The organism is Cellulosimicrobium composti (assembly GCF_010287905.1).
Lineage (GTDB): Bacteria > Actinomycetota > Actinomycetes > Actinomycetales > Cellulomonadaceae > Cellulosimicrobium > Cellulosimicrobium composti.
The window spans coordinates 1-2,804 of the sequence record NZ_JAAFAN010000132.1; the positions used below are offsets into that span (position 1 = coordinate 1).

Genomic DNA, 2,804 nt, shown 5'->3' on the forward strand with positions numbered 1-2,804 from the left:
GTCGCGACGTGCCACGCGAGGCGGCCCCGCCCGGTCTCGGCGCGCTCGCGCCACCGCGGCCCGTGCAGCGCGCGGAACGTCGCGTCGTCGCGCGTGCCGGCCTGCACGCGCAGGCTCACCGCGTCGTCCGCGGGGCGCACGGGGTGCGTCGTGGTGCGCGCGCCCCGCACGAGGTCCCAGCCCGCGTCGCGCACGCGCAGCGCGAGGTCGGCGTCCTCGCGGTAGGCGCGCGGGAAGCGTTCGTCGAACCCGTCGACCCGCTCGAGCGCGGCGCGCCGGTACGCCATGTCGGCGGTCGCCCACGCCGCGCGCTCGAGCCCGGCGGTCCCGCGCTCCCAGTCGGTCGGGCGGCGGTGCGCGGGCAGGGGCACGTGCAGGCGTCCCTGCACGCCGCCCGTGCGGGGCGCGGCCGCCGCGAGGTCGTGCGCGAGCCGGCGCGCCCACCCGGCCGGGAGCTCGACGTCGTCGTCGAGGAACACGACCCACGGCGCGGACGTCGAGCGCCACCCCGCGTTGCGCGCCGCGGCAGGGCCCCGGCCCCCGGTGCGCACGACCCGCGCGCAGAGCGCGCGCCCGGCGTCCCCGAGGTCGAGCGGCTCGGGCGCCGGGTCGGCCGAGCCGGGCGGCGGCAGGCGGCGGTCGTCGGCGACGACGACCTCGGCCGGCGGCGGCGCGTCCGTGTCGTCGCGCTGCGCGACGAGCGTCTCCAGCAGCCGGTCGAGCGACGGCCGGCCGATCGACGGCACGACGACGGCGTACCCCGGGGCGGCGGCGCGGGTCCCGGCGGGCGCGCTCACGACCGGGCCCCCGCGGGCGCGGCGAACACGTCGGCGCGGCGCACGAGGTGCGGGCCGAGCACGAGCGCGTCCACGGGCGCCGAGCCGAAGAGCTCGAGCGCGTCGCGCGGGTCGTCGACCATCGGGCGCCCCGCGGTGTTGAGGCTCGTGTTGACGACGACCGGGAGGCCGGTGCGTTCCTTGAACGCCCGGATCGTGGCCTGCAGGCGCGGCGTCGACCCGTCGACGGTCTGGATGCGCGCCGTGCCGTCCACGTGCACGACGGCCGCGATCCGGTCGCGCCACGCGGGCGCGACGTCGTGCACGAAGAGCATGTACGGGCTCGGCACGGGACCGCCCGAGAAGATCTCCGCGGCGTCCTCCAGCAGCACCATCGGCGCCACGGGCCGGAACTGCTCGCGGCCCTTGACGTCGTTGAGCCGCTCGAGGTTCTCCACCGGGCCCGGGTGCGCGAGCAGCGAGCGGTGCCCCAGCGCGCGGGGGCCGAGCTCGGCCCGGCCGTCGAACCAGGCGACGATCCCGTCGTCCGCGAGGATGCGGCCCACCTCGGCGGGCAGGTCGTCGGGCGTCGTGAACGGCACGCGCGCCGTCCGCAGCCACCGGGCCAGCGCCTCGTCGCCCCACGCGCGGCCGAGCGCCGCCGAGCCCATCGGCTCGATCGTGTCGCCCGCCTCCGCGGCGAGCTGGAGCGCCGCGCCGAGCGCCGTGCCGGAGTCGCCCGCGGCGGGCTGCACCCAGACCTCCTCGAACGGCGACTCGCGCCAGACGCGCGAGTTGGCGACGCAGTTCAGCGCCGTCCCGCCCGCCATGGTGAGCACGCGGTCGCCGGTGCGGCCGTGCAGCCACGTCGCGAGGTCCACGAGCACCTCCTCGAGCCGCGCCTGGACGGAGGCCGCGAGGTCGGCGTGCTCGGCGAGGCCGCCGTGCTCGGTGCCCCACGTGCCGTCGTCGGTGCGGCGCGGGGCCCAGCGCTCCCAGTCCGGCACCTCGGCGACGAACCCGCCGTCGTCCGTCGCGCGGACGAGCTCGCGCAGGTCGTCGAGGAACCGCGGCTCGCCGTACGAGGCGAGCGCCATGACCTTGTACTCGTCGCTCGACCGCAGGAAGCCCAGGTGCTCGGTGAGCGACTCGTAGAGCAGGCCCAGCGAGTGGGGCAGCTCCTGGCTCGCGAGCACCTCGAGGCGGCCGTGGTCGTAGCGGCCCGCGAGGTGCGACGAGCGCTCGCCCCGGCCGTCGAGCGACAGCACGCTCGCGACCGGGAACGGCGACGCGAGCGCGGCCGACGCGGCGTGGGCTACCTCGTGCGGGACGAACCGCACCGCCGCGGGCGACAGGCCGGGCAGCGCGGTCGCGAGGAACTGCGGCGCGCGCTCGGCGTACTGCACGCGCAGCCAGTCCCACGGGTCCGGCAGGCCCATCTCCTCCGCGGGCTTGGCGAGCGCCGGGTCGAACGAGTACGCGACGGCGTCGAGGTCCTGCGGGCGCAGCCCGCCCTCCTCGAGGCACCAGGCCATCGCCTTCTCCGGCAGCTCCCACGCCGCGAACGGCAGCGGGCGCTTGCCGTGCTTGCGCCGGGAGAACCGCTCCTCCTCCGCCGCGGCGACCACGCGGCCGTCGACGACGAGGGCGGCGGACGGGTCGTGGAACAGGGCGTTGACGCCGAGGACGCGCATGGGCTGCGAGCCTTCCTCGTTCGGGTCAGGCTCGTGGTGCGCCTCGAGAAGCGGGGCCACTGCGCCTGACGCGTGCGGGTCGGCTCTGCTGCAACCCGCCTTCACCCTGACCCGGAGAAGCGCTTCTCGCACGCCGACGTCGCACCCATGGGTAGTTCTCTTCGTGTGATCCCCCGGGAGGCCCGCATGACCACGACCACCGCACCCGCCGCGCGCGAGCGCCGCCTCGAGCGCACCGACCCGGCGACGGGCCGGCCGGCCGCCCCCGTGCGCTGCGCGGAGACCGACGAGGTCGACGCCGCCGTGCGCGCCGCCGCGGCCGCCTGGCCCGCGT

At 77.8% G+C, this 2,804-nt stretch carries 2 protein-coding genes; both read right to left on the minus strand.

The annotated features are described in order from the left end of the window. Window positions 1–797, minus strand: a 797-nt coding sequence (locus GYH36_RS18965) for a glycosyltransferase family 2 protein (RefSeq protein ID WP_162290684.1), incomplete at its 3' end; no start/stop codon positions are given. Beyond that, on the minus strand, window positions 794–2,470 hold the full coding sequence (locus GYH36_RS18970) for a carbamoyltransferase family protein (RefSeq protein WP_115942666.1): 1,677 nt from the start codon (window positions 2,468–2,470) through the stop codon (window positions 794–796). The genes GYH36_RS18965 and GYH36_RS18970, both read right to left, overlap by 4 nt. Between the last annotated feature and the right edge of the window lie 334 nt (window positions 2,471–2,804).

Excerpts from the sequence above, each read along its gene's own strand:
- GYH36_RS18970 (WP_115942666.1), bottom strand. The coding sequence starts at position 2,470 with ATGCGCGTCCTCGGCGTCAACGCCCTGTTCCACGACCCGTCCGCCGCC.